Below are 17687 nucleotides of genomic sequence, written 5' to 3'. Positions count from 1 at the left end.
CACGCCGCAAGTGACCGGACGGAAGTCGCGTCCCTGCCTAGTTTTCGCGCGCAGGTATGGGTTCGGCGAGGTAGGCGTCGACGGGGATTCGCACCACGCCCTTGATCAGCAGTCGCGCGCGGTCATGACCCGACAGCCTTTCCAGCGCGCGGCCACTGGCCTCGAACAGACGCTCGGGATCCCGCCCGCGGGCCGTGATGTATGGCAGGCCCGGGGTCGGGCGGGTGCGCGCGATCACCCGTAGTTGCCCGGCGACGTCGGTCTCGCGTTTCAGGAGCAGCCAGGTCACGGCGTCTATGGCCGCGATATCGGCCGCGCCCGAGGCAACCGCCTCGGCCGACCGCCCGTGCGCACCGGTGTCGCGAACTGCGCCGAAGAAACCCGTGGCGTCGTCCATCTCGAGGTGGCCGAGCAACGCGGCCCAGCCCGATTGCGACAGCGCGTCGTTGCGCGCGCAGGTGGCCCCGGCAAAATCGGCGAGTCGGCTGCGCGGCTCGTCCTTCCGCACCACGATCACCGAGCGGTAGTAGCCCGGTGGACAGCCCCGCAGGCCGAAGTCCGGAGTTCCGACATAGGTGACCTTGTCATGCAGACGCGCGCGAAACGGCAGGCCGCAGGTTTGCGAGAAGACAAGATCGGGTGCCAGCCATTGCGCGAAAAGATCATGGTCGCGGGTCAGCCGGTCCGGGCCGTCTCCGATATCCTCGCGGATCGCCTTCCAGTAGCGGTCGTTCGCCGCGACAGTCGTCGGGCGGTCGTACATCGGCAGGCTGGCGATCATGCGCCGTCTTCGATCCTTTGGCGCGCCAGCGCCGAGTCGCGGTCGCTGACCCCGAGGAAGTTCGACACCATGCGCAGCAGCGCATCCTCCTCCTCGGCGCGCTCGCCGTCGGCAAGAACGACTTCCCACAGCACCTCGATCACGCTCAGACGTTCCTCGTAAGGGACGGCATCCTTGATCGCGCGGGTAAAGCGCACCGTGTCGGGGGCCTGCGATTCCAGCGCCTCGGCCTCGGACCGCAGCGCCTGCGCGCCGGACTCGGTCAATCCGTAACGGCGCTGCGTGATGCGGTCGATCCGCGCGGCCTCGTCGGCTTCGTACTGTTCGTCGGCACGCGCGATGCGCACCAGCAGCGCGGTAAGCGCGAGGCGGGCATCCGTGTCGTCGAGGCGGGGAGGTTCGGGCTGCGTGAGCCGCTTGAGAAGATCACCGAGCATGGGGGTGATATATTCCGGCGGGCGGGGAGTTCCAAGCGCGCAGGGTCATGGTCGCGCATACCGGCCCAGCGCCGTCGCCCGCGCAACCGCGATGTCGGTGTCCGACAGGCCGAGTGCGGTCTCGATAGCGATCAGCTGGATCTCCTCGCTGGCATCACGCTCGCCGTCGACAAGCGCCACCGACCACATCGCGTCCGCGAGCGCCTTTCGGTCCTCGTAGGGGACCTCTTCGCGCAGGATCTCGGCGAACTCGGGCGTTCCGGGCGCGTGGCGTTCGAGGGCCTCGCAGCTGGCGCGCAACTTGGCCGCCTCGAGCGGCTTGAGATCGAAGGTGCGCGCGAGGATCTTGTCGATCTGGCCTATCTCGGCCGCGCGATACTGGCGGTCGGCAAGCGCCACACGCACCAGCAGGGCGCCGAGGGCAAGCTGGGCATTGGGTTGCGGAAGGGGTTCTGGGTCAGGCGCACGGCGCGGGAACAGTCTCGAGAGCATGACCGGGTTCTAGCTCAGATCCGGCGCGCGTCCAAAGCGCAAATTGTCGATCGCAAGCCCCTGCGGATCCTCGTTGGTGATCACGATGCCTGCGATGTCGGACTTGCCGCCCGCGCGGGCAAATCCGATGGCGCTTTCGCCGGTTTCCTGCAATGTGATCCCGGCAATGATCGAGCCGTCACGCCGAAGAAAAAGCGCGTGTGCATAGCCCGCCTCGCCGCCGCGGATCTGGAACGAGAGCTCGGACTGATCGTCGTCGAACAGCACCGCGATCGCTCCCTCACCCTGGCCGTCGCGCTTGGGAAACCCGGCGGGCCCATAGCCGTTCAGCACGTTCTCGCCGGACATGAACACGATAGACAGGTTGCGGCCCTTCTCCCCGGTCATCAGCGTAAGCGGGCGCAGGGCATCTCCGGTCACGCTGTCATGGTTCCCGCGGGGCTCAAGAGCCTGTCCCGCAAAGCGCTCGCCAAAGCTCGCCCCGTCCAGCACCAGCAGATCGTCGATGAGCCGCCCGGGCCCGCTGGCCGACTGGGTCTCTTCGAAAGTGATGATCCGCGTCAGCGCCAGCGCATCGGGATCGACGACGCAGACCGCGTCCTCGCAGGCAAGCGCCGCGCTGGAAAGGCAGGCAAGGGCAAGGGCGAGGGCGGACCGCATTGCGCGACTATGCCCGATTCTCGCTCAGCCGTCATAACCCTCTGCGATGACAAGCTGCGCCTCGGCTGCCGCGTCCCGGATCGCCTTGGCCGAACGGTAGGCGGGGCTGTCGTAGCAGGCCGTCGCATCGGCAAGGCTGGGGAACTCGATCACCACGCTGCGCGGATTGAGCGACCCTTCGCGGATTTCAGACCCGCCGCCGCGCACGAGGAACCTGCCGCCGAAGTCGTCGAGCGCCGCGCCGACGGCGGCCCGGTACCTGTCGTAGGTTTCGGCATCGCGAACCTCGACATGGACGATCCAGTATCCTTTTGCCATCACACTATCCTTTCAGGCTGTCGAAATGTCTGGAAAGATTCGCCGCCGCGTCCTCGAACCCGTAGGGCGCGCGCAGGACGAACAGGCCGGACCCGATCATACCATGCCCCGGACGCGCGGGGGGAAACGTGACTTCGTGACGGATCGCCTCGGGATGCGCCTTGGTCAGGGCGCGCAGCATTCCGCGATGCGCGTCAGAGGTCAGGATCGGGTACCACAGGGCCACGATGCCGACGTTCCAGGCCCGTGCGATGCGCGCGATGTGGCCTGGGATCGTCTCGTAATCCGACTTGATCTCGTAGCTCGGGTCGATCAGCAGCAGGCCGCGCCGAGGCGTGGGCGGGCAGAGGGCATGCGCCAGCTCGAACCCGTCGCGGCGATGCACCCGTACCGGCCAATCCGCAAGCGCAGCTCTGAGACTGGCCTCTTCGGCGGGGTGCAGTTCGGCAAGGTCGATCCGGTCAGTCGAGCGCAGAAGCCGCGCGGCGATCATCGGCGAGCCAGGATAGGCCTGCGCCCCATGCGCCGCGTGCACCTCGTCCAGCACCCGGGCATAGGGGTGTTCGGCCTTGAACCAATTCGCGACCTTGCCGATGCCCTGCGCCGCCTCGCCGGTCTTTACCGCCGCGGCATCGCCGAGATCGTAGAGCGCACGGCCGGCATGCGTCTCGATATAGCTGAGCGGCTTGTCCTTGCGCGTCAGGTAGTCGAGCATCCAAGCCAGCATCGCGTGCTTGTGGACATCCGCGAGGTTCCCGGCGTGGTAGATATGCTGGTAGCTGAGCATGTTCTCAGCCTCTATCGCAGCGCGCCCGCGATGCAATGGGTTTCATGCCCGGTCACCCGAACGGATTGACGCCCGCGAAGGATCCCACGGCGCTGGCGATGATCGGAGCGATGATCGACAGCACCGCCTTGAACGCGTCCATCGAGCCGATGCGCCCGATGTCGAACCCGTCGATGCTGCGCGCCGCCTCGGGGATCGACTTGCCCTCCGCCGCGGTCTGGAAGCGTTCGATCCGGACCATCAGGATCAGGCTCACGGGCATGTAGAAGGACAAAATCAGCACCGAGTAGCTCACACCCCGGAACAGCGAGACCGAGTCGACCAGGGCGCGGAACTCTTCGCGCTGGGCTTTGTCCGCGATCAGGTCGGCGGGCCAGTTCATCCACGCCAGCCCCATCATCATGCCCACCGTCAGCAGGATTCCCGAGCAATAGAGATAGCGCCGCACCGTCCGTTGCGCGGTCTCCAGCGCCTGCGCCTCGCGCATCAGCCCGTCCGGTGTCGAAAGCTCCGGCGGATGCGCCCGTGCCAGCGCGAGCACCATGCCGGCGATCACCGCGGCGGTCGAGAACGACGCGATGAAGTTGGTCTTGTCGAGCAGGAAGGTCATCGCGAAGAAGGCGCCATGCGGGCCGCAGCGTGGCTCCATCGGCGCGCCCGGGGCACAGATCGGCAGGTGGCCAACGCCGAGCGCCGCGGTGAAAATCTCTGCCCCGAGCAATTCGTAGGCTTCGAAGCTTCCCATCCATGCCGGCTCGAACACCGAGAAGATCAGCGAGATGAAGATGACGACGATCAGCGCGACGATGGTCATGCAGCAGGATTGCCAGGTGTGGCGAGCCTTCAGATCGGCTACGAACACCGCGATGAAGGTGAAGGCGACGGCGCTGTAGAAGAACCAGACAGCCATGAACCTATAGCGCCCGGCAAGTTCGACCATCCGCCCGGCCTCGACGATGGCGACCGGGCCGGGATCCATGTCGGTGTCGGCGAAACTCGCCAGCATGATCTCGGAGACTGTCAGCACGACGACCGGCAGCAGCAGGATCAGCAGATGCTTGGGCGCAATCGTCAGTTTCGTCGTTCGCGGCTTGTCTTGCATCCCTGTCCCTTGCCGCCGCGTCGATGCATGGCGATCCTTGGCCGAAGGATGCAACAGCTCGACGCTGTCCGGCAAGCGACGTGCGACCTTGACCTTGCCCGATTTTTTGTTCGGACCTGTGGCGCGGTGGGCACGACCCGAGAGGCGAGAAGGCGACAAAGCGCGCATGACGTGGCGTTTTGGGCGGAATTCGGCGCGGATTGCCTCCCTCAGAGGATGAAGTTGGCATGACCGCTGTCTTGCTGAACAAATCGCGATGTCCGGTTGTGGTCTTGCCCGGACATCCCTGAAGTCGACAGGTTCCGGAGAGTATGATGTCGATAATCCTGCGTTTTCCCGCAATCGTCGGGTTTGGCCTGATGGTTGCGTCCGCCGCCCAGTCCTCACCCGTCACGACATCATATGACCTGGCGACGCGCCTCGAAGCCGTCCGGTTCGTCGACGTCGAAGTCTTCGACGACAGCGGTGCCGTCAATTACGGCACAGTGGATCAGGCCGATTATGTCTGGGGTTTCGACCGTTGGCTTCCGCGTCTCACCGTCGGCGACGCGAGCCGTTTCGTCGCGACTTTCGTGACGGACGGCTTCGGCTACCTGGAATCGCTCACCGGTTGCAGTTTCGCGGGCTTCGACTGCGCAGCGGGTGACGTCAATCCATTCGTGACAGCCGACGCCGACAGCGTCGCGTTCGACATCCTCGAAGGGATAACAGGCTACGACTACACCAGCATCTCTGGCGGCACGGAAGTCGGCGACCGACTGCGCCTGTCACTGTTCGACGCGGGTCCGACGAGCCTGTTTTCGGACCCTGACGTGCTTGTTCTTGCCAACCTGATCGAACTCGATTTCCGCGTCACCGGCCCGCAGCTCTCTGCCGATCCGCTCTTGCCGGTTCCTGTCCCGGCGGGGCTGGTCTTGCTGCCGATGGGGCTGGCGGCCTTCGGGTTTGCGCGCCGGCGGCCCGGCGCGCGGTAACCGCCGCCGGCTCAGACCAAGCGCGAGACTTCTTTCGCGGCCCGCACGAAATCCTTGAACAGGGGGTGCGGGTCGAAGGGCTTGGACTTGAGTTCGGGGTGGAACTGCACGCCGATGAACCACGGGTGATCCGGCCATTCGATGATCTCCGGCAGGCGCCCGTCGGGTGACATGCCCGAGAAACACAGCCCGCTCTCCTCGAGCTTGTCACGGTACTTGATGTCGACCTCGTAGCGGTGTCGGTGTCGTTCGTCGATGTCGGTCTTGCCGTAGACCTCGGCAACCCGTGTTCCGGGCGTCAGAACCGCGTCATAGGCCCCGAGCCGCATTGTGCCGCCCTTGTCGTCGCCAACCTTGCGTTCGACCTTGGCGTTGCCCTTCACCCATTCCTTGAGGTGATAAACCACCGGTTCGAAGCGTTTCTTGCCCGCCTCGTGGTCGAATTCCTCGGACCCCGCGCTGGCCAGGCCCGCAACGTTGCGCGCCGCCTCGATCACCGCCATCTGCATCCCGAGACAGATGCCGAGATAGGGCACCTTGCGGGTGCGCGCGAACTCCGCGGCCTTGATCTTTCCTTCCGTCCCGCGTTCACCGAAACCGCCCGGCACCAGGATGGCATGGAAGCCCTCGAGCCGCGGGGCCACGTCTTCGGCGCTGTCGAAGATTTCGGCGTCGACCCATTCGATGTTGACCTTGACCCGGTTCGCCATGCCGCCGTGGGTCAGCGCCTCGGCGATCGACTTGTAGGCATCTTCGAGCTGCGTGTACTTGCCGACGATGGCGATGTTGACCTCGCCCTCGGGATTGTAGATCCGGTCGGCGACGTCTTCCCAGCGCTCGAGGTTCGGCTTCGGCGCGGGCGTGATCTGGAAGGCGTCGAGCACGGCCTGATCCAGTCCCTCGCGATGATACGCCAGCGGCGCCTCGTAGATCGACTTCAGGTCCTGCGCCGCAATCACCGAGTCGGGCCGGACGTTGCAGAACAGCGCCAGCTTTTCGCGTTCCTTCTCGGGGATCGGTCCCTCGGAGCGGCAGACCAGGATGTCGGGCGCGATCCCAATCGAGCGCAGCTCCTTGACCGAGTGCTGCGTCGGCTTGGTTTTCAGCTCGCCCGATGCCTTGATGTAGGGCAGCAGGGTCAGGTGCATGAAGATGCACTGCCCGCGCGGGCGGTCCTGGCTGAACTGGCGGATCGCCTCGAAGAACGGCAGGCCCTCGATGTCGCCCACCGTGCCGCCGATCTCGCAGAGCATGAAATCGACCTCGTCGTCGCCGATCGAGATGAAATCCTTGATCTGGTTGGTGACGTGGGGAATGACCTGGATGGTCTTGCCGAGATAGTCGCCGCGGCGTTCCTTCTCGAGCACGTCGGAATAGATCCGCCCCGAGGACACGGAATCGGTGCGCCGTGCCGCGACCCCGGTAAATCGTTCGTAATGGCCGAGGTCGAGATCGGTCTCGGCCCCGTCGTCGGTCACGAAGACCTCGCCATGCTCGAACGGCGACATCGTGCCGGGATCGACGTTGAGATAGGGATCGAGCTTGCGCAGCCGGACCGAAAAGCCGCGCGCCTGCAGCAGCGCGCCCAGTGCCGCCGAGGCGAGACCCTTGCCGAGCGAGGAGACCACACCACCGGTGATGAAAATGTATCGGGCCATGGCGGTCGGTATCCCCCGTGTATCGTTGCGGTTTCAGGTTTGCGCCTTGAAAAAAGCCGCGCGATCCGGCTGCGAGTTTCCGCAGCACCACGGGACTTAATCATAGCAGGATTCGAAATACGAAGGCAAGGCGTGCCGCAACATGCTGCGGGGCAGAACGCCGTGCCCTCAAGGTCTTGTATTGCGCGGGTCGGTCGTCAGTCGGCGGACGGCACCAGTGGCTCGCTGCCCTCGGGACCGGGCGGCAGCAGACTGTCGTCCGACGGCAGGCTCGGCGTCAGGGTCTCGTCGTCCGAGGCAGGCGCGGTGCCCAGTCGGTCGATGACCGAGGTGCCCGCCGCGTTCTCGGCGGCGAAGATGGTCAGGGTGATCGAGGTGCAGATGAAGGCGATCGCCAGCAGCCATGTCAGCTTGCCGAGTGCCGTCGCTGCTGCACGTCCCGATACGGCGCCGCCGCCACCGCCGCCCATGCCCAGACCGCCGCCTTCGGAGCGCTGCAGCAGCACCACGGCGATCAGGCTCAGCGCGAGGATGAGGTGGACGATGAGGACGACGTTTTCCATGGAAACCTGCGGGCTGGTTTTCGGCGTTTGGCGGTATCTATGCAAGATTGCCGGAAGGGGCAAGGGCGGTTGCGGCATCGGCGCTGGACAAACGCCGCGTCGCCGCTCCAGACTGCCGCCATGCCACACGACCATTCCGACCCCGAGCATCCGCACAGCCTGCTGCCCTCCGACCCGGCGCTGCGGGTCAAGGCGCTCGAGACCCTGCTGGTGAGCAAGGGGCTGGTCGATCCTGCAGCGCTCGACGCGATCATCGACACCTACGAGAACCGCATCGGGCCGCGCAACGGCGCCCATGTCGTGGCAAAGGCCTGGAGCGATCCGGAGTTCCGCGCAGCCCTTCTGAAGGATGCGACCGCGGCGGTTTCGGCATTGGGCTATTACGGCCGGCAGGGTGAGCACATGGTCGCGGTCGAGAACACGCCGGATGTGCATAACATGGTCGTCTGCACGCTGTGCAGCTGCTACCCGTGGCCGCTGCTGGGCATCCCGCCGGGCTGGTACAAGTCGGACGCGTATCGCGCCCGTGCCGTGCGCGAGCCGCGCAGGGTGCTGGCCGAGTTCGGGGTGACGCTCGACCCCGATATCGCAGTGCGGGTCTGGGATTCGACCGCGGAGGTGCGGTACCTGGTGATCCCGCGTCGCCCGGAAGACACCGAAGGCATGGACGAGGCCGCGCTTGCGGCGCTCGTCACCCGCGACAGCATGATCGGCTGCGGCCTGGCGAGCGCGCCATGAGTCGGGTGCATGACATGGGCGGACGGTTCGGTGACGGTCCGGTCCGGCCCGAGCCGGAAGAGGTCCGGTTTCACGCCGACTGGCACCCGCGGGCCCTTGCGCTGACGCTGGCTGCCGGGGCGCTGGGCCAGTGGAGCATCGACATGTCGCGGCGGTCGCGCGAAAGCCTCGCGCCCGCCGATTACGCGCGGTTCTCCTACTACGAGAAATGGCTCGCCGGGCTGTCGGACCTGCTTGTCGAGACCGGTGTGATAACGGCCGAGGAGCTTTCCGGCGCAGCGCCGCAAAAGAGCGCGCTGGGCACGCGGGCGCTTGCGGCGGATCGGGTTGCCGAGACGCTGGCGCGAGGCGGCCCTGTCGATCGGCCTTGCGACGGCGCGCCCGCTTTCGTGCCAGGTGATGCGGTCCGGACCCGAAGGATAGCCGGGAACAGGCTGGTCTCGGGCGGCCACACCCGGCTGCCCGGTTACGCCGCCGGGGCCGAGGGGCGCATCCTGCGGTGTCATGGTTGCCACGTGTTGCCGGACAGCAACGGCCACGGGCTCGGCGAGGCGCCGCAACCGGTCTACGCGGTGGCCTTCCCGGCGGCGCAACTCTGGGCGCACCCGGAGGATCCGCGGGACGAGGTGGTGCTGGACCTATGGGAAAGCTACCTGGAGCGCGTGGAGTGACCCGCCCCGAGCCCGCCTTCGAGGAACCGTGGCACGCGCAGCTCTTCGCTCTGACGGTCCACTTGAACGAAAGCGGTCTGTTCACATGGGCGGACTGGGCCGAGCGCTTCGGCGTGACGCTCGCGCGGCATGGGATGGCACGTGAACTTAACGGTGGTGACGACTACTTTCTCGCCTGGCTCGAGACCCTCGAGGGACTACTCGGCGGACAGGGTATCGCCGATGCGGCGCGGCTGGCGAAACTGAAGGAAGGCTGGCGATCCGCCTATCTGCGTACGCCCCACGGCGCGCCGGTACGGCTCCAGGGCTGACCCGTCGCGGACTGGCGACGGCCGCGGCGGAGGGACAGAAGAACTTCATGCCTCCGGCGGGGATATTTTCGAACCAGAGAGGGCGGGGCGCGGCTGGGCGGCGCGCCAAGTTTTCGGTTTCGCCGCCTCGGCGGGATCGGTATACGGGCGCGGGTTTCAACCGCATCGGAAAGACTTGTCATGGCCAATGTTGTCGTCGTCGGCGCCCAGTGGGGCGATGAGGGAAAGGGCAAGATCGTCGACTGGCTAAGCGAGCGAGCCGACGTCATCGCGCGCTTCCAGGGCGGGCACAACGCGGGCCATACGCTGGTCATCGACGGCGAGGTCTACAAGCTGAGCCTGCTGCCTTCGGGCATCGTGCGGCCCGGCAAGCTGAGCGTGATCGGCAACGGCGTGGTGCTCGATCCCTGGCATCTGAAACAGGAGATCGAGGGGCTGCGTGCGCAGGGTGTTTCGATCACGCCCGAGACGCTGATGATCGCCGAGAACACGCCGCTGATCCTGCCGATCCACGGCGAGCTCGACCGGGCGCGCGAGCAGCAGGCCTCGGTCGCCAAGATCGGCACCACCGGCCGTGGCATCGGGCCGGCCTACGAGGACAAGGTCGGCCGTCGCTCGGTGCGGGTGGCGGATCTTGCCGATCGTGCGACGCTCGAGCTACGGGTCGACCGCGCGCTGGTGCACCATGACGCGCTGCGGCGCGGGCTCGGGCTTGATCCGGTCGATCGCGACGCGCTAGTGGCGCAGCTTCTCGAGATCGCGCCGGTGGTTCTCGAATACGCGGCGCCGGTCTGGAAGGTGCTGAACGAAAAGCGCCGGGCCGGGCGGCGCATTCTTTTCGAGGGCGCGCAGGGTGCACTGCTCGACATCGATTTCGGCACCTATCCCTTCGTGACCTCTTCGAACGTGATCGCCGGGCAGGCAGCGACCGGCAGCGGTCTTGGACCCGGGGCGATCGATTTCGTGCTCGGCATCGTCAAGGCCTATACCACCCGCGTGGGAGAGGGTCCGTTTCCGGCCGAGCTCGAGGATACCGACGGCCAGCGTCTGGGCGAACGCGGGCACGAGTTCGGCACCGTGACGGGGCGCAAGCGCCGCTGCGGCTGGTTCGACGCGGTGCTGGTGCGCCAGACCTGCGCGACCTCGGGCGTCAACGGCATCGCGCTGACCAAGCTCGATGTGCTCGACGGTTTCGAGACGTTGAAGATCTGTGTCGGTTACGAGCTTGACGGGCAGCGCATCGACCATCTGCCCACCGCGGCCGATCACCAGGCGCGGTGCACGCCGATCTACGAGGAGATGCCGGGCTGGTCGGAAAGCACCGAGGGTGCGCGCAGCTGGGCCGACCTGCCGGCCAACGCGATCAAATACGTGCGCCGCGTCGAGGAACTGATCGACTGCCCGGTGGCCCTGCTGTCGACCTCGCCGGAACGCGACGACACCATTCTCGTCACAGATCCGTTCCAGGACTGAGGCGATGGCGCTGAGCTGGAAAGCGCGTCGCCGCTGGGCACTGGTCATCCTGCTGCTAGGTTTGCCGGCCTATATCGTCGTCTGCGTGAGCGTGGTGAACGCGCTGGACCGCCCGTCGCTGTTCGTCGAACTGCTGGTCTACGTCGGTCTCGGCATCCTATGGGCCTTGCCGCTGCGGTTCGTCTTTCGGGGGATTGGCCAGGCCGAGCCCGAGGACGAGCGGGACGACGCGTCGCAGGACTGACGTCGGCGCTTAACGCCCTTATTGGATCCTGGCTCGGCGTCCGGCGGCAGCGACGGCCAAAGCGGGCTGCCGCCGCATGAAAATGAAAGCGGCGGGCCGGGGCTCGCCGTCCGAATGCAAATGGCGACCGGTTGTCAGCCGGCGGCGCGGTGATCGGGCTTGAAGCCGATGCGCTCGGAAGCCGAGAAGCGGCCGCCGCGAATTTTCTCGATCTTGCCGGAGCGGATCAGCTGCCCGAAAGAGCGAAGGCTGTCCTCGCGGCTGAACGCGTCGCCGGCCTTGACCTGGCGCAGTCGCTGCATGAGCTGCTGGCGCGAGAAGTCGTCGCGGCCTTCCACGAAGGAGAGGTAGGCCGCGGCCGCCTCGAGAACTTCGGGCAGTTCCACGGCCCCTTTCGCCTCGGCGAACTCGGCGAAGCCCTCGCCGCTCTCGTCAGCGCTGTCCTCCGCGGCGAGGCTGGCGACGCGGCGTGGCTGCACGGGGCCCGCCGGACGCGGCGCCTCGGCGTCGATTCGTTGCTCTGCGACCAGTTTGAGCGGTGCCGGGCGCGACTCTGAGCGCTCCTCGCTGCGGACCGGACGACGCGGCTTCACCGCTTCGGCAAGGTCGTTGCGGTAGGCGCTCTGGTCCTCGGTCTCGGGCTCCTCGGTTCCGAGCGCCTCATCGGCCTTCTTGGCGGCCACGGCGGCGCGCAGATGCGAGAAGGCCTGGCGGCGATCGCTGGTTTCGGGGTCGCCCATCTTTTCTTCGGCCTCGGCCATGAGGCGCGTGACGTCCTCGTCGTCGGCGTGGCGCTGGTGGCGCGACCGAGGTGCTGCTTCGGCGACCATGTCGTCTTCGGCCTCGACATCCGCGAGTTCGCGCCGCAGCGCCTCCTCTTCTTCGGGCGTCAGAGTCGATCCGGAGACTTCCGCATCGTCGAGAACGACATCCTCGATCTCCGACTCGGAGGCCTCGGCCTCGAGGCTTTCGGTCTCGGCCACGTCAGCCCCGTCATCCATTTGCGGCTCGACAATGCGCGCTTCGAGGATCAGGGGCTCGTCGGCGACTTCGTCATCGAAATCATCCTCGAAATCGGCGTCGTCGAAGCTGTCCTCGTCGTCCTGGTCGTAGCCGATGGCGACGGCCTCGCCCGGTTCGGCCCAGTCGTCCTCGGCGACGTCGGCGACGATGCTGTCCTCGCCCATCGCGTGATCCGTCGAGCCGTGCTCGAGCGTCTCCGGTTCGGCAAAGACATTGTCGGAGGCTCCGGGCGTCACGCCCATCGCGTCGTTGAGCTGGCTGCGGATGGCCGTGAGGTCCATGCCGTCGTCGTAGTCCTCCTCGTAGACCTCGGCATCGAGCGACAGGGCGGAGACCGCCGCCGCATGCGGCGCGTCCGTGTCATCCGAAATCTCCGCCACGTCGGTTTCCGACGAGTCCGCTTCGGCCATGTCCTCCGCTCTGAAGACCTCCGCATCTTCGGCTGTGCCCGACATCAGCATCGCGTCAAGTTCGTCGTCCGCGTTCAGCGCATCCTCGATGTCGCGCGCGGCTGCGGTCAGCGTGTCGTTGGCGTCCGCGATCGCGCCAGCAGGGGCCGCGTCGAGGTCGTCCTGCACAGTGTCGTCCTCGCGGGACGCCGGCGTCTCGACAGCGTCATGGCGCTTCATGACGACGTCGCGGATGCGCTGGAGCTTGGCGGCGATTCCCTCGCGTTGCGGCGCTGCCGCCGGGGCGGGGTCCACAGCGACCGCATCCTCGCCGTCGAAGTCCGCCAGTGTTTCCGGCTCGGCTGTCTCCTCGACCCCGTCAGGGGTGGAGACATTCGCGGCGGTCTCTGCTTCGGCTTCGTCGGTGGCGAAGTCGTGTTCGACGGGTTCGTCCGCGACATAGGCGGGGACGTCCATCCCCTCTGCCGCGGCAAAGCCCTCGTCCTCGGTCGCGACGACATCGTCGGTCACGGGCAAATCTTCGACCGCGTGATCCTCGGCGACCCCGATAGAGATGGCGTCGACAATCGCGTCATCTTGGTCGTTCTCGTCCGCCACGTCGACCTCGGATGCGGCTTCATCAGCTTCGTAGGTCTCGACTTCGGGCTCTGCCGGGTCTTCGATCTCGGGCTCGGGCCGATGCGCTTCGACCTCGGCGGCCGGCATGACCTCGGCAACGATTTCGGACGACGGAGCTGGCGTCTCGAGGTCCGGACCGGTCGGCATCACCTCGGTCGCGGCCGGGGCGGCAGCGGCAACCAGCGCCGCGGCCGAGGGGCCGGGCGCCGCCCGCACTGGTGTTTCCGGCACCGTGACTTGAACCGGCTCCGAGACCGGTTCCCGAACCGGGCCCGGGCGCGCGGCTTCTTCGCGGGCTTCCTCGGCGCGCAGCATGATCCGGCCATCCTGTTCGCGCGCCTCGACCCGGCGCGAGATCTCGCGTTGCGCGATCCGGGCGAGCATGTCGGCATCGGGCTGCGGCGGTTCTGCGCCGAAATAGCGGTCGTCCGCGGCCAGATCCCTGAAATACTCCGCGATCGCCTTCATGGTCCCGAACGAATCGTCGAAGCCTTCGAGCGTGCAGGAGAAAGTCCCGTAGGAAACGGTCAGGATCTTGTTGTTGCTCATCATCGGAGTATGCGTCCTCTGCGATTTATTCAACAAACTGTTTACCATCGGGGACGGGGCCAAACCGGCCCGATTCTGTGCACATATACGTATCATTTCGTGGCAGCATTGTGGCCGTGCTGCAGAAAGGGCATTAATATCCAATGAAAACAAAGAGGTTATCGAGCCCATCTCCGGTCACCTTGCTGGGCGGAGGGGACCTGGGCGAGGGCGACCTGGCGCTGGCTCTTGGTCTCGCCCCGCTCTGCATTGCGGCAGACGGTGGGGCCGAGCCGGCGCTCGAGGCGGGCATCGATCTCGCGGCCGTGATCGGAGACATGGACTCGGTGCGGCCCGAAGCCCTTGCGCGGGTTCCGCCCGACCGCATTCACCGGATCGCCGAACAGGACAGCACCGACTTTGACAAGGCGCTGCGCAGCGTCGCGGCACCGCTGGTGATCGCGGCGGGTTTCACCGGGCTGCGCATGGATCACCAGCTCTCGGTCCTCAACACCATGGTACGCCGCGCGGACCGCGCCTGCCTGCTGCTCGGCGCGCTCGAGATCGCCTTCGTGTGCCCGCCGGCGCTGGACCTGCCGACACGGGTCGGCGACGTCGTCTCGCTGTTTCCGCTGCAGCCGGTCACGGGGCGGTCGGCGGGGCTGGAATGGCCGATCGAAGGGCTCGACTTTGCGCCGGGGTATCGGGTCGGCACCTCCAACCGCGCACTCGGTCCCGTGCGGATCGAGATGGACGGGCCGGGGATGATCTGCCTGCTGCCGCGCGATCTCATTGCACCGGTTGCGCGGTCACTCCTGGAACTGCCAGCGCACGCGCGGTGGCCCGCTCGCGAAGAACCACGTAGAGGCCCGCCCCGATCGTGATCAGGATGCCGAGACCCGCGACCGGGTTCGGAAGGTCGCCGAAAACGACCAGTCCGATGATGGTGGCGACCGGAATCTCGAGGTACTGCATCGGTGCCAGCGTGGCCGAGGGGGCGTAGCGCAGCGACCAGGTCATCAGCAGATGCGCAAGCGTTCCAATGACCCCGATCGTCATCATCAGCACCCAGTCCCGGCGCGTGCCCGCCACCAGGTCCAGCGCGGCGACACCGCTGTCCTGCCCAACAAGCAGCACGGGCGTCATGATCACCAGCGCGATCCCGCCCGACACGGCCTGGAGACCGATCGGGTCGGTCTCCTTCGCGATCTGTCGCGTCACCAGCATGAAGAAGGCAAAGTTGACGGCGACACCAAGCGGCAGCAGTGCCGGCCAGCCGACCTCGGCAAAGCTCGGCTGGACCACGAGCATCGTGCCGAGAAAACCGACCGCACTGGCCGCGATCCTGCGCGTACCGACAGTTTCACCCAAGACGAAATGTCCGAGGACAAGCATGATGAAGGGCATCACGAAGGCGATCGCGACAGCATCGGCCAGCGGCAGGTACTGAAGCGCCGTCACCATCATCCCGATGCCCATGATATGAAGGATCGTGCGCAGTACAGTGAGCCACAGGACACGGCCGCGCATCCGCCAAGCGCGCCCGGTCATCCAGACCATCGGCGCAAGCACAAGGGCCTGAACCGCGAACCGCACCCAGACCATCTGACCCACCGGAACGGTCTCGCCCAGAATCTTGGCGACAGCATCGCCCATCGGCGCGAGGATGCAGAAGCCAAGCATCAGGACGATGCCGAACAGCGGGCGGTCGAGTGTCATTCAGGCGGACCCCAAGTCAGGTTCGATCTGCGGCGTCGGGTTCCGTTAACCCTATCCCAGAACAGGGTTAACGCTTTATCAACAGTTCGGAACATTGACCGCAAGGCCGCCCAGGGATGTTTCCTTGTACTTGTCCGACATGTCGGCCCCGGTCTGGCGCATGGTCTCGATGCAGGCGTCGAGGGGCACGAGGTGCGTGCCGTCGCCGCGCAACGCGAGGCTCGCCGCCGACACCGCCTTGATCGCGCCGAGGCCGTTGCGCTCAATGCAGGGGACCTGCACGAGCCCGCGGATCGGGTCGCAGGTCATGCCGAGGTGATGCTCGAGCGCGATCTCGGCGGCATTCTCGACCTGTTCGGGCGTCCCTCCCATCACCGCGCAGAGCCCGGCGGCGGACATCGCCGCGGCCGATCCGACCTCGGCCTGGCACCCGGCCTCGGCGCCCGAGATCGAGGCGTTGAACTTGACCAGCCCGCCGATAGCGGCGGCGGTCAGCAGGAAATCTTCGATATGGCGCTCTGAGGCGCCGGGCACATGGTCGATATAGTAGCGCAGGGTCGCAGGCAGGACCCCCGCCGCGCCGTTCGTCGGCGCGGTGACCACCTGGCCGCCGGCGGCGTTCTCCTCGTTCACGGCCATCGCGTAGACGCTCATCCAGTCGTTGATCGCATGCGGCGCCGAGAGGTTGCGCCCGCGCTCGGCCAGCAGCGCGTCATGGATCGCCTTGGCGCGGCGCTTGACCTTCAGCCCGCCGGGCAGCACGCCATCCGCGGCAAGCCCGCGGTCGATGCAGTCGTTCATCACCTGCCAGAGCCTTCGGGTTCCGGATTTCAGCCGATCCGCGCCGCCGCGCGTTTCCTCGTTGGCCCGCTTCATCTGGGCGATGGTCTTGCCTGAGCTGCGCGCCATCTCGAGCATCTCGGCGGCGGACTTGAAGGGGAAGGGCACCGGCGCGCCCTCGTCGGTGTTCTTGCCTGCGGCAAGCTCGGCCTCGGTCATGACGAAGCCGCCGCCGATGGAATAGTAGGTCTCGCGCAGGATCACGTCGCCTTGCGCGTCGGTCGCCATCAGCATCATGCCGTTCGCATGGCCCGACAGCACCGTGTCGTAGTCGAAAACCAGATCGGTCTCGGGATCGAAGCGCAATGGTGGCAGGTCCGGGGGTGTCACTTCGTGGCGCTCTCGGATCCGCGACAGCTCCGCCTCGGCCTTCTCGGCGTCGTAGCTTTCGGGATCGAAGCCGGCGAGCCCCAGGATCGTGGCACGGTCGGTGGCATGGCCCGCGCCGGTAAACGCAAGCGAGCCATGCAGCGAGGCGCGCAGTCCGGTGGCGTGGAATGGTGAGACACGCAAGGCGTCGAGAAAACGCGCGGCGGCGACCATCGGCCCCATCGTGTGCGATGAGGATGGGCCGATGCCGACCTTGAACATGTCGAAGACGGAGAGAAACATCAGGTGGCGTTTCCTTCGGGGGGTTGTGGCTGTCGCGGCGCTGTGAACGGCGTCGGGCCAAGACCCTCCGCGCGTTGCGCCGCGGCGACCGAGGCGCGGGATTCGAGACTTTCCGCCATGACGCGCAGCGCCGGATAGGCGCCAAGGTCGAACCATGTGGTGTCGCTGCCGCGCGGATAGAGCGCCAGCCAGCGCAGCATCGGCGCAAGATAGAGCGCCAGCAGCAACGGCGGCGCGGCTTTTGCCCAATGGTTGTCGAGCGCGGCGAGGTACTCGGCGATCCGACCGCGCTGGGTATCACGCAACTGCTCGTGTGCCACGGGTTCCGGGCCCACGTAGCGCGCGGGATAGAACAGCATGCGCAGCGCTGGATGCAGGGTGTTGGACAGAAAGAACAGCCACTTCAGCAGCGCCCCGCGCTCGGGCTCCGTCGGTGCCGGGGCGAGGCCGCCGTGCCGGTCGGCGAGCCAGAGCAGGATGGCGGCGGTCTCGAACATCGGGCCGTCGCGGGTCTCGAGAACCGGGATCAACCCGTTCGGATTGAGCTGCAGGTAGGCCGGGGTCCGCTGTCCTTGGGCGGACCGGTCGACCAGCACGGTCATATAGGGCGCGCGCAATTCCTCCAAGGCCAGACGGATGACCAGCGAGGCGTTGTCGGGCGCATAGTGAAGGCGGTAGGGCGTCATGGGCCGGTCATATAGAATGCGCCGCCCGATGCCGACCGGAAA

20 protein-coding genes are annotated in these 17687 nt (G+C 66.6%); 7 read left to right on the top strand and 13 right to left on the bottom strand.

What is annotated here, in order from left to right; genetic code table 11:
• Positions 1-37: 37 nt before the first annotated feature.
• The 7 genes from R5H30_RS16665 to R5H30_RS16635 are packed head-to-tail and all read right to left on the bottom strand — an operon-like array spanning position 38 to position 4577.
• Positions 38-781 (bottom strand): phosphate/phosphite/phosphonate ABC transporter substrate-binding protein, encoded by a 744-nt coding sequence (locus R5H30_RS16665; protein ID WP_318329674.1) that lies wholly within the window; start codon positions 779-781, stop codon positions 38-40.
• Positions 778-1218, bottom strand: coding sequence for a tellurite resistance TerB family protein (locus R5H30_RS16660; protein WP_318329673.1), 441 nt, complete (start codon positions 1216-1218; stop codon positions 778-780). Before R5H30_RS16660 ends, R5H30_RS16665 begins: the two co-directional genes overlap by 4 nt.
• A gap of 45 nt (positions 1219-1263) precedes the next feature.
• Complete coding sequence (locus tag R5H30_RS16655; protein ID WP_318329672.1) at positions 1264-1710, bottom strand: tellurite resistance TerB family protein; 447 nt, start codon at positions 1708-1710, stop codon at positions 1264-1266.
• A gap of 9 nt (positions 1711-1719) precedes the next feature.
• Positions 1720-2370, bottom strand: a complete 651-nt coding sequence (locus R5H30_RS16650) for a hypothetical protein (protein ID WP_318329670.1) — start codon at positions 2368-2370, stop codon at positions 1720-1722.
• A 24-nt stretch (positions 2371-2394) separates the two neighbouring features.
• Positions 2395-2688 carry a DUF1330 domain-containing protein gene (locus R5H30_RS16645; RefSeq protein ID WP_318329669.1) on the bottom strand — a complete coding sequence of 98 codons (294 nt, stop codon included), beginning with the start codon at positions 2686-2688 and terminating at the stop codon, positions 2395-2397.
• A gap of 4 nt (positions 2689-2692) precedes the next feature.
• A complete protein-coding gene (gene rlmJ / locus R5H30_RS16640; RefSeq protein ID WP_318329668.1) occupies positions 2693-3475 on the bottom strand; it encodes a 23S rRNA (adenine(2030)-N(6))-methyltransferase RlmJ in 783 nt (260 codons plus the stop codon).
• 52 nt (positions 3476-3527) lie between these two features.
• A complete protein-coding gene (locus R5H30_RS16635) occupies positions 3528-4577 on the bottom strand; it encodes a hypothetical protein (RefSeq protein ID WP_318329667.1) in 1050 nt (349 codons plus the stop codon).
• 314 nt (positions 4578-4891) lie between these two features.
• Here R5H30_RS16635 and R5H30_RS16630 point away from each other — a divergent pair, with 314 nt between their 5' ends.
• Positions 4892-5551 (top strand): hypothetical protein, encoded by a 660-nt coding sequence (locus tag R5H30_RS16630; RefSeq protein WP_318329665.1) that lies wholly within the window; start codon positions 4892-4894, stop codon positions 5549-5551.
• 11 nt (positions 5552-5562) lie between these two features.
• Here the strand turns inward: R5H30_RS16630 and pyrG are convergent, their stop codons facing one another.
• Entirely contained in the window at positions 5563-7209 is a 1647-nt protein-coding gene (gene pyrG / locus R5H30_RS16625) for a CTP synthase (RefSeq protein ID WP_318329664.1), read from the bottom strand.
• Between the two features lie 197 nt (positions 7210-7406).
• Complete coding sequence (gene secG, locus R5H30_RS16620) at positions 7407-7772, bottom strand: preprotein translocase subunit SecG (RefSeq protein ID WP_318329662.1); 366 nt, start codon at positions 7770-7772, stop codon at positions 7407-7409.
• Positions 7773-7892: 120 nt separating this feature from the next.
• On the opposite strand from secG, the gene nthA reads away from it, so the two are divergent.
• The 5 genes from nthA to R5H30_RS16595 all read left to right on the top strand — a co-directional run bounded on the left by nthA (position 7893) and on the right by R5H30_RS16595 (position 11209).
• The gene (nthA, locus tag R5H30_RS16615; RefSeq protein WP_318329661.1) at positions 7893-8510 is read left to right on the top strand and encodes a nitrile hydratase subunit alpha; all 618 of its coding nucleotides are present in this window, start codon (positions 7893-7895) and stop codon (positions 8508-8510) included.
• Positions 8507-9181, top strand: coding sequence for a nitrile hydratase subunit beta (gene nthB, locus R5H30_RS16610; protein WP_318329660.1), 675 nt, complete (start codon positions 8507-8509; stop codon positions 9179-9181). The genes nthA and nthB overlap by 4 nt, the downstream gene beginning before the upstream one ends.
• The gene (locus R5H30_RS16605) at positions 9151-9492 is read left to right on the top strand and encodes a nitrile hydratase accessory protein (RefSeq protein WP_318329659.1); all 342 of its coding nucleotides are present in this window, start codon (positions 9151-9153) and stop codon (positions 9490-9492) included. The genes nthB and R5H30_RS16605 overlap by 31 nt, the downstream gene beginning before the upstream one ends.
• A 180-nt stretch (positions 9493-9672) precedes the next feature.
• Positions 9673-10965, top strand: a complete 1293-nt coding sequence (locus R5H30_RS16600) for an adenylosuccinate synthase (protein WP_318329658.1) — start codon at positions 9673-9675, stop codon at positions 10963-10965.
• 4 nt (positions 10966-10969) lie between these two features.
• Positions 10970-11209: a DUF2842 domain-containing protein gene (locus R5H30_RS16595; protein WP_318329657.1), complete on the top strand. Its 240-nt coding sequence runs from the start codon at positions 10970-10972 to the stop codon at positions 11207-11209.
• Between the two features lie 134 nt (positions 11210-11343).
• On the opposite strand, the gene R5H30_RS16590 is transcribed toward R5H30_RS16595, so the two are convergent.
• Positions 11344-13812: a hypothetical protein gene (locus R5H30_RS16590; protein WP_412105147.1), complete on the bottom strand. Its 2469-nt coding sequence runs from the start codon at positions 13810-13812 to the stop codon at positions 11344-11346.
• A 140-nt stretch (positions 13813-13952) separates the two neighbouring features.
• Between R5H30_RS16590 and R5H30_RS16585 the strand changes: the two genes are divergently transcribed.
• Entirely contained in the window at positions 13953-14672 is a 720-nt protein-coding gene (locus tag R5H30_RS16585; RefSeq protein WP_318329655.1) for a thiamine diphosphokinase, read from the top strand.
• Here the strand turns inward: R5H30_RS16585 and R5H30_RS16580 are convergent.
• From R5H30_RS16580 to R5H30_RS16570, 3 genes are all read right to left on the bottom strand, one after another.
• A complete protein-coding gene (locus R5H30_RS16580) occupies positions 14578-15507 on the bottom strand; it encodes a DMT family transporter (protein WP_318329654.1) in 930 nt (309 codons plus the stop codon). The two genes, R5H30_RS16585 and R5H30_RS16580, sit on opposite strands and share 95 nt — an antisense overlap.
• Positions 15508-15585: 78 nt before the next feature.
• Positions 15586-16959 (bottom strand): L-serine ammonia-lyase, encoded by a 1374-nt coding sequence (locus R5H30_RS16575; protein ID WP_318329653.1) that lies wholly within the window; start codon positions 16957-16959, stop codon positions 15586-15588.
• A complete protein-coding gene (locus R5H30_RS16570) occupies positions 16959-17645 on the bottom strand; it encodes a glutathione S-transferase family protein (RefSeq protein WP_318329651.1) in 687 nt (228 codons plus the stop codon). Before R5H30_RS16570 ends, R5H30_RS16575 begins: the two co-directional genes overlap by 1 nt.
• Between the last annotated feature and the right edge of the window lie 42 nt (positions 17646-17687).

Source organism: Roseobacter sp. FCG-D35 (assembly GCF_033436665.1).
Classification (GTDB): Bacteria; Pseudomonadota; Alphaproteobacteria; order Rhodobacterales; family Rhodobacteraceae; genus JAWQFO01.
Note: the sequence above shows the minus strand (reverse complement) of the source record. Positions and strands in the feature narration are given on the sequence as shown.

Coding starts and splice junctions, on each gene's coding strand:
- R5H30_RS16665 (WP_318329674.1), bottom strand. CDS start 781: ATGATCGCCAGCCTGCCGATGTACGACCGCCCGACGACTGTCGCGGCG.
- R5H30_RS16660 (WP_318329673.1), bottom strand. CDS start 1,218: ATGCTCGGTGATCTTCTCAAGCGGCTCACGCAGCCCGAACCTCCCCGC.
- R5H30_RS16655 (WP_318329672.1), bottom strand. CDS start 1,710: ATGCTCTCGAGACTGTTCCCGCGCCGTGCGCCTGACCCAGAACCCCTT.
- R5H30_RS16650 (WP_318329670.1), bottom strand. CDS start 2,370: ATGCGGTCCGCCCTCGCCCTTGCCCTTGCCTGCCTTTCCAGCGCGGCG.
- R5H30_RS16645 (WP_318329669.1), bottom strand. CDS start 2,688: ATGGCAAAAGGATACTGGATCGTCCATGTCGAGGTTCGCGATGCCGAA.
- rlmJ (WP_318329668.1), bottom strand. CDS start 3,475: ATGCTCAGCTACCAGCATATCTACCACGCCGGGAACCTCGCGGATGTC.
- R5H30_RS16635 (WP_318329667.1), bottom strand. CDS start 4,577: ATGCAAGACAAGCCGCGAACGACGAAACTGACGATTGCGCCCAAGCAT.
- R5H30_RS16630 (WP_318329665.1), top strand. CDS start 4,892: ATGTCGATAATCCTGCGTTTTCCCGCAATCGTCGGGTTTGGCCTGATG.
- pyrG (WP_318329664.1), bottom strand. CDS start 7,209: ATGGCCCGATACATTTTCATCACCGGTGGTGTGGTCTCCTCGCTCGGC.
- secG (WP_318329662.1), bottom strand. CDS start 7,772: ATGGAAAACGTCGTCCTCATCGTCCACCTCATCCTCGCGCTGAGCCTG.
- nthA (WP_318329661.1), top strand. CDS start 7,893: ATGCCACACGACCATTCCGACCCCGAGCATCCGCACAGCCTGCTGCCC.
- nthB (WP_318329660.1), top strand. CDS start 8,507: ATGAGTCGGGTGCATGACATGGGCGGACGGTTCGGTGACGGTCCGGTC.
- R5H30_RS16605 (WP_318329659.1), top strand. CDS start 9,151: ATGGGAAAGCTACCTGGAGCGCGTGGAGTGACCCGCCCCGAGCCCGCC.
- R5H30_RS16600 (WP_318329658.1), top strand. CDS start 9,673: ATGGCCAATGTTGTCGTCGTCGGCGCCCAGTGGGGCGATGAGGGAAAG.
- R5H30_RS16595 (WP_318329657.1), top strand. CDS start 10,970: ATGGCGCTGAGCTGGAAAGCGCGTCGCCGCTGGGCACTGGTCATCCTG.
- R5H30_RS16590 (WP_412105147.1), bottom strand. CDS start 13,812: ATGATGAGCAACAACAAGATCCTGACCGTTTCCTACGGGACTTTCTCC.
- R5H30_RS16585 (WP_318329655.1), top strand. CDS start 13,953: ATGAAAACAAAGAGGTTATCGAGCCCATCTCCGGTCACCTTGCTGGGC.
- R5H30_RS16580 (WP_318329654.1), bottom strand. CDS start 15,507: ATGACACTCGACCGCCCGCTGTTCGGCATCGTCCTGATGCTTGGCTTC.
- R5H30_RS16575 (WP_318329653.1), bottom strand. CDS start 16,959: ATGTTTCTCTCCGTCTTCGACATGTTCAAGGTCGGCATCGGCCCATCC.
- R5H30_RS16570 (WP_318329651.1), bottom strand. CDS start 17,645: ATGACGCCCTACCGCCTTCACTATGCGCCCGACAACGCCTCGCTGGTC.